Annotated in this window: 9 protein-coding genes and 1 pseudogene; 4 read left to right on the top strand and 6 right to left on the bottom strand. The window is 59.4% G+C overall.

What is annotated here, in order from left to right; all coding sequences use genetic code 11:
- On the bottom strand, positions 1–306 hold a 306-nt coding region (locus H7225_RS16415), incomplete at its 3' end, for a calcium-binding protein (RefSeq protein ID WP_290663752.1).
- A 14-nt stretch (positions 307–320) separates the two neighbouring features.
- Between H7225_RS16415 and H7225_RS16410 the strand changes: the two are divergent.
- A pseudogene (locus H7225_RS16410) lies at positions 321–953 on the top strand (transposase); the annotation flags it as partial.
- 135 nt (positions 954–1,088) lie between these two features.
- On the opposite strand, the gene H7225_RS16405 reads toward H7225_RS16410, so the two are convergent.
- Positions 1,089–1,391: a helix-turn-helix transcriptional regulator gene (locus tag H7225_RS16405; protein ID WP_290663750.1), complete on the bottom strand. Its 303-nt coding sequence runs from the start codon at positions 1,389–1,391 to the stop codon at positions 1,089–1,091.
- A gap of 121 nt (positions 1,392–1,512) precedes the next feature.
- Entirely contained in the window at positions 1,513–1,875 is a 363-nt protein-coding gene (locus tag H7225_RS16400; RefSeq protein WP_290663748.1) for a hypothetical protein, read from the bottom strand.
- A 323-nt stretch (positions 1,876–2,198) separates the two neighbouring features.
- Here H7225_RS16400 and H7225_RS16395 point away from each other — a divergent pair, with 323 nt between their 5' ends.
- Together H7225_RS16395 and H7225_RS16390 are read left to right on the top strand one after the other, a co-directional pair.
- Positions 2,199–2,816 carry an AbiEi antitoxin N-terminal domain-containing protein gene (locus H7225_RS16395; RefSeq protein ID WP_290663746.1) on the top strand — a complete coding sequence of 206 codons (618 nt, stop codon included), beginning with the start codon at positions 2,199–2,201 and terminating at the stop codon, positions 2,814–2,816.
- The gene (locus H7225_RS16390) at positions 2,813–3,658 is read left to right on the top strand and encodes a nucleotidyl transferase AbiEii/AbiGii toxin family protein (RefSeq protein ID WP_290663744.1); all 846 of its coding nucleotides are present in this window, start codon (positions 2,813–2,815) and stop codon (positions 3,656–3,658) included. The genes H7225_RS16395 and H7225_RS16390 overlap by 4 nt, the downstream gene beginning before the upstream one ends.
- Before the next feature lie 246 nt (positions 3,659–3,904).
- Here H7225_RS16390 and H7225_RS16385 read toward each other — a convergent pair whose 3' ends face one another.
- The 3 genes from H7225_RS16385 to flgA form a co-directional block, all read right to left on the bottom strand.
- On the bottom strand, positions 3,905–4,285 hold the full coding sequence (locus tag H7225_RS16385) for a hypothetical protein (RefSeq protein WP_290663742.1): 381 nt from the start codon (positions 4,283–4,285) through the stop codon (positions 3,905–3,907).
- 15 nt (positions 4,286–4,300) lie between these two features.
- The gene (gene flgM / locus H7225_RS16380) at positions 4,301–4,606 is read right to left on the bottom strand and encodes a flagellar biosynthesis anti-sigma factor FlgM (RefSeq protein WP_290663740.1); all 306 of its coding nucleotides are present in this window, start codon (positions 4,604–4,606) and stop codon (positions 4,301–4,303) included.
- A 130-nt stretch (positions 4,607–4,736) separates the two neighbouring features.
- A complete protein-coding gene (gene flgA, locus H7225_RS16375; RefSeq protein WP_290663738.1) occupies positions 4,737–5,570 on the bottom strand; it encodes a flagellar basal body P-ring formation chaperone FlgA in 834 nt (277 codons plus the stop codon).
- Positions 5,571–5,733: 163 nt separating this feature from the next.
- On the opposite strand from flgA, the gene H7225_RS16370 reads away from it, so the two are divergent.
- On the top strand, positions 5,734–5,852 hold a 119-nt coding region (locus H7225_RS16370), incomplete at its 3' end, for a flagellar basal body protein (protein ID WP_290663754.1).

Raw genomic sequence — 5,852 nt, 5'->3', positions numbered from 1 at the left:
GGAGTCGTTGCCAGCACCTCCGCTGAGGAAGTCGCTTCCATCACCGCCATAGAGGGTGTCATCGCCCAGGCCACCGATCATTTCGTCTTCACCGGCATCGCCGAACAGCCAGTCGTTGTCGGCGCCACCGTTGAGGGTATCGTGGCCCAAACCGCCAAAGAGGAAGTCATTGCCAGCCAACCCATTCAGGTCATCATCACCGGCCACACCATAAAGTGCATCGGCTGTCCCGGCTCCCGACAAGACGTCGTCAGCAATAGTGCCTGCCTGAGAGTTGGCATTCGCCAATGTGGCGATATCGGGCATGCTCCAGACCACCGGCTTTGCCTGAGGCTCAAATCAGCTATGACCGCTTTCATGTCATTGCCATGGCCCAAGAGGCGATGGACGAGGTGCGCCGTGAAGAAATGCGAGCAGAGCCGGGTGCTGTAAAAACAGCATTGGGCAGCAACGACCGCAAGTTGCTTAAGAGCTTGACCTGGGGCATGCGTCGCAACCCAAAAGGCTGGAGCAAAAAACAGACCTCAGCCATGCATTGGCTCCAGCACTCCAGACTCAAAAGCGCCCGAGCATGGCGGCTCAAAATGGCTTTGCGTGAGGTGTATGCCAGAGCCGTCGCGAGCAACGACGAGGGGCAAGCCAGAGCTGACCTAAAGGACTGGTTGAGCTGGGCGCAGCGCTGCAAACTAGAGCCGTTCAAGAAGTTGGCAAAAACCATCAGTCAACGACTTGATGCCGTAGTTCGAGGCATGCTGGACAACCGAAGCAATGCCTATGTTGAAGCGATGAATGGCTTACTACAGCAGGCCAAGCGTGCCGCCCGAGGATTCAGAACTGCAGCCAACTTCATCGCCATCGCGTACTTGCAAATGTCTAAGCTCGCTGACCTGCCAACCAACCCTTTGTCGCTTGCCGCCCCTCAGGCCTCCGGCCTAGTCCATCGATGCCGGTGATGTCAAGTTCCACACAAAACGGCATAGAGCCAATCAAACGCGCCAACATTGAATTCAATGCGTAATCATGCAAGCCCTCTTGTTCATGAAGAGAGCTTGCTCTGCAATTCAAGCTTATGAAATAGGACGTTCGTCCTATTCCCAAAGATCAGGCAGGTGCCTGGTCTGGCGCAAGGCTAGCGCCACGGCCTCTGCCCGGGTGCTCACGCCCAGCTTGGCGTACAGCTTTTCCAACTGATTCCGAACGGTTGAAAGGCTTCGCTGCCGCAACTCAGCCATCTGCTGATTGCTTCGGCCAGCGGCCAACCATGTCAGCAACTCCCTCTCAATCGCAGTCAAGTCATGCCCTGGGGCTCCCACCGACTTGGCTTGGCAAAACACCTGACAAAGCGCGATGTGCAGCAAGGGGCAGATCATGGACAAGCGCTGCGTAAGCATGGCCCTGTCAAGGGTTGGATCGACCAAGGCAAAGCTGAAACAGCTGCCCATGTGCTTGGTCAGATCAGGCAAACCGTGCACGGCTATGCGCCCCAGGCTAAAGGCCTGAATCTCAAACAGCTCACGCTCGGAAAAAAAGTTTGGCGTCTTGCTCAATGTCAATGATGACGGGCTGGCGGGTCTTGAGCCATCGCGCAATGACAGGACGCTCGCGAATGTTGATCACCGTCGGGATCTGTGCAAAAGCCCATTGCGGGTATCGACAGGTGATGTGATGCTGAATCGTCAGGTGCTCAAAGGTGAACTCACCCAGCACCGCCAAAAGCATGCCATGGGGTAAAAGTGTATCAACGTGGTTGATCACCAAGTCATTGAAATCGGCCTCGGTCGCCACGCTGACCGCCAATTCCGCAAAACGCGCATAAAGCAAAGCTTCTGAGGGCGTCCAATGGCTCTCGGCACGCTGGATCAACAGTTCACTCATACAGCAACTCCCTCGCCGCTCAAACGGCTTTGAGGCATTGTGCCGCGATCTTTGACGAATCAGCGCTCAACCGCAGGTCGGCCCCGGCACGGCCGCCCCCACCTGTCGCCAGGTGGCATTGGCGATTCTGAGCAAAGGTGAGGACTTCAAGCCACTGGCAAGACAGTTTGGGTCTCAATTCTTGGAATTAGCCAAATGACTGCATTAGCAGGAAGATTGGCACTCGCGCAAATCGGATCGCCGAGCCCGAACAGGCCGACCATATCAGTGCATTAGCTAGTCATTTATTGACAAATGACTAGCTAATGCAACAAACTCCCCACATGGCACTGAACTCGAATTCAACGCTGGAGCAAACCGCACTGGCGCTCGCTGCGCGTCAGCCACTGCTGCGCGCGCGCGATCTCGCCGAGCAGGGCCTACCGACGGCCATCCTCAGCCGGTTGGTCTCCTCCGGCAAACTTGAGCGCATCGCCCGAGGCGTCTACAGTCTGCCGGGGCGCACGCTCAGTGAACACCGCTCCCTGGCCGAGGTCTCGTTGCGCGTGCCGCGTGGTGTGGTGTGCCTGCTGTCGGCGCTTCGCGTCCACGGCATCGGCACGCAGGCACCGTTCGAAGTCTGGATGGCCATCCCCCACCACTCGCCCACGCCCCGCCTGGGCCAGCCGGCTCTTCGTGCGGTACGCATGTCAGGTGCAGCATTGACCGAAGGTATCGAATCGGTCGTGATCGATGGTGTGAAGGTACCTGTGTTCAACACGGCCAAGACAGTGGCCGACTGCTTCAAGTACCGCAACAAGATCGGCCTGGACGTCGCGCTGGAAGCGCTGCACGACGGCTGGTCGCAGCGCAAGCTGACGATGGATGCGCTGTGGCACTACGCCACCGTGGACCGTGTTGCCAATGTCATGCGCCCCTATCTGGAAAGCGTAGCAGCATGAGTCGCAACCTGGCTGCATCCATACGCGCCCGTTTGAAGCAGCACGCTGATGCCACCAAGCAGGATTTCAACCTGACGCTGACCCACTACGGCTTGGAGCGGCTGCTGTACCGGCTGTCGGTCTCGTCGCATGCCAACAACTACCTGCTCAAGGGTGCTCTGCTGTTTGCGCTGTGGTACGACCAGCCGCACCGGCCAACGCGCGATGCAGACTTGCTTGGATTTGGTCCAAGCGACATTGACTCCGCGATCTCTGCGTTCCGCGAGATCTGCCAGATCGCAGTGGAGGATGGCATCGAGTTTGATCAGGCCTCAATCAGGGGTTCGGTGATCCGCAAGGAGGCTGGCTACGGCGGTATGCGGATCGATCTGCTGGCCAAGCTGGACGGCGCGCGCATCGCGTTGCAGGTGGACATCGGCTTTGGGGATGCTGTCACACCAGCGCCAGAATCGGTGAGCTACCCGGTACTGCTCCAAGACCTGCCCGCCCCACGGCTTCGCGCTTATCCCAAATACACCGTGGTGGCCGAGAAGTTTCATGCAGTGTGCCTACTGGGCATGGCAAACACCCGCATGAAGGACTACTTCGATCTCTGGGTATTGCTGACAGAGGAGGCATTGGAACCCGCCGAACTGCAACGTGCCATCAGAGCCACGTTCGCGCGGCGGAAACTGCCCATGCCCAGCGCCCTTCCCTCCGGTTTGAGTGACGCGTTCGCGCAAGACGCGATGAAGCAAAGGCAGTGGGCTGCTTTTCTTAAAAAGAACCAACTGGGCTTCATCAACCTGGTCGAGGTGGTCACGCTGTTGCGCACCGAGTTTCAGAAGCTGGCAGGCTTCTAAAGAAGGGACCACCTCTTTGGGCACGTTTTCGACGCAAGAGATCATGCGTCATGAGCGCAACTTACAGTCCGTATTCAGCAATCTCCAACGTGATGGCTGAGGGCGCACGATACATGGGCTTGAAGTAGCAGGGTCTGCCTCATGGAGCGACGCCCGCCAGTAAGCTTAGACGGCTCGATCCGTCAATCCATGCAATGACGGCCTCGCCCAGGCTGTAGCCGGTGACGGACGCGGGGACAGGGCCCTCTAAGCGCGGTAAGCGTTCACGGCCATCTGGCCGGATTTGGGCGCCAGCGCCGAATAAGTCGCCGAGGCTTCTTGAGGCAAAAGCATGCCCAAGGTGCGCTCGATCGAATGAGCCGCGCGCCTGACGGTGGATTGCTGCCCCATGACGCGGGCTTGCGCCAACAGCAGTTGATGACGCAATGGCGGCGTCAAAGAATCAGGCCCCGCATGGCGAAAAGCCGCCATGGCCTCGACCAATGAACGGTGCAAGGCCTGGCTGCAGGCGTCGATCGCCTGGGCGTCTTGCGACACCAAGGCCTCGTCCAACACCCCCAATTGCACCTGAATGGCGGCAATGTGGGGCGTCAGATCCTGCACGGGCGATTGTTGAACAGCGGCCATGATCGAGGGACTCGGTCAGTGCTGACGTTCGAGCAGTTCGCGTGAATTGGCGATCAACTTGTCCGCGATCGCTTCAGGGTCCACTTTGTAGGATCCGTCGTCGATCGATTGTTTCACTTGCGAGACTTTGTGGGCATCGAAAGTGGGATCCGCCCCCGATAAGAGGGTGGATGCCGTGTTGGACAGGGTTACCTTGGCGCTTTCGCTCACGCCACCGTCCAGACTGGCCGTTTTACCGGTCGTCTTGGTGTTGGTCGTGGCTTCTGTCTTGGCACTGGATGCGCCGCCAACGGGTTTGTCTGAAGGATTGCCGATTTTCATGATGTACTCCTTACGCTCGGTGTGTACCGAGTGGTCACATCCGGGATATCGACCCGGCAGCCACCGACTTTAATGCCAAAGGCCAAAACCCCCGCAAGCGAGGGGGGTGAGGCTGCAAATTTCCCGAATTTCACAACAAGATCTCCACCTGCCGCGCCCCCACCGGCTCCCCGCAGACCACGCGACCGCCATCAAGCCGGATCTTGGCGCATTGCCCCTCGTCACCCGCCGTCAGCGCGGTGCCTTCGGAGGCGACCGAAAACCCACGGCCCTTGACGGTCAATCGCACCGGATCCCCGGCGGCAAACCAGCGGCGAACCTTCACGTCTTCCTGGCGCAGGCTTTGCCCGGCTGAAAGCTGGCGCACCACGGTGCGGCCCACGACGTCTTCCGCGCGCAGCACAGCGGGCGAGGCATGCGAGGCCAGATCGACTTCCGCCATGCGCAAATCTTCCATCGCCAAAGGCGCGCCGGGACGCAAAGGCCCCACCACCACCAAAGCTTGCCCCCAAACCTTCACGGCCACGGGCCAGTAAACATTCCAGCGCACGGCGCCCTGCTCGCAACGCAAGCCGACGCGGGTGTTGCCCCACAGCCGCATACCCGCAGGCACATAAGCCTTGATTTTGTCGCAAGGCGCCAGCTTGAGGCGCGGGTCGAGCTGGCCCAAAACGACTTCGACGCGCCAGGGAGCGCTACTCTTTGAATTGTCAGATTGAAGCAAAGCCTGATCGTGCAGCAAGGTCTGCACATAGGCCTGCAGCACGCCCGACTCGCCAACCGGCGACGTCTGCGCGTAGGCCGAGGGCGACAGCAGCACCGCGCCACCGCACAGCAGCAACCACACCAGGGCGCTCAACAAGGCGGCCCAAATTTGAAAGGGCTCGAAACCCAGGTCATGCAACAAGCCCGGCGCAGGGGCCGAAGGGCTGGTCGATGCGGGGTTGGTGGGGTTCGTGTCCATGCGTACCACTGTACGAATCCACGGCCCGCGAATAGGTCTGAAATGAGGCCCGAAAGGCCGCTTATTCCGGCTCATGTTTCAGCACCTGGCGTTCACCATCCCCTACAAGCTGCGCCAAATCCCGTTGTTCTTGGCAAAGCGCTCACAGGCCGGAGGGCTTGCCATGCTGAACAGATTGACCGACACCCTTAACTTCCAGGCTGATGCACTGTCACTGCGATCTGAGCGCCAGCGCCTGATCGCCAGCAACATCGCGAATGCCGACACCCCGAACTACCAGGC

The sequence above is a fragment of the Aquabacterium sp. genome, assembly GCF_014378415.1.
Lineage (GTDB): Bacteria > Pseudomonadota > Gammaproteobacteria > Burkholderiales > Burkholderiaceae_C > Aquabacterium.
The sequence above is the reverse complement of the archived record's forward strand: the minus strand, read 5'-3'. Positions and strand labels throughout refer to the sequence as shown.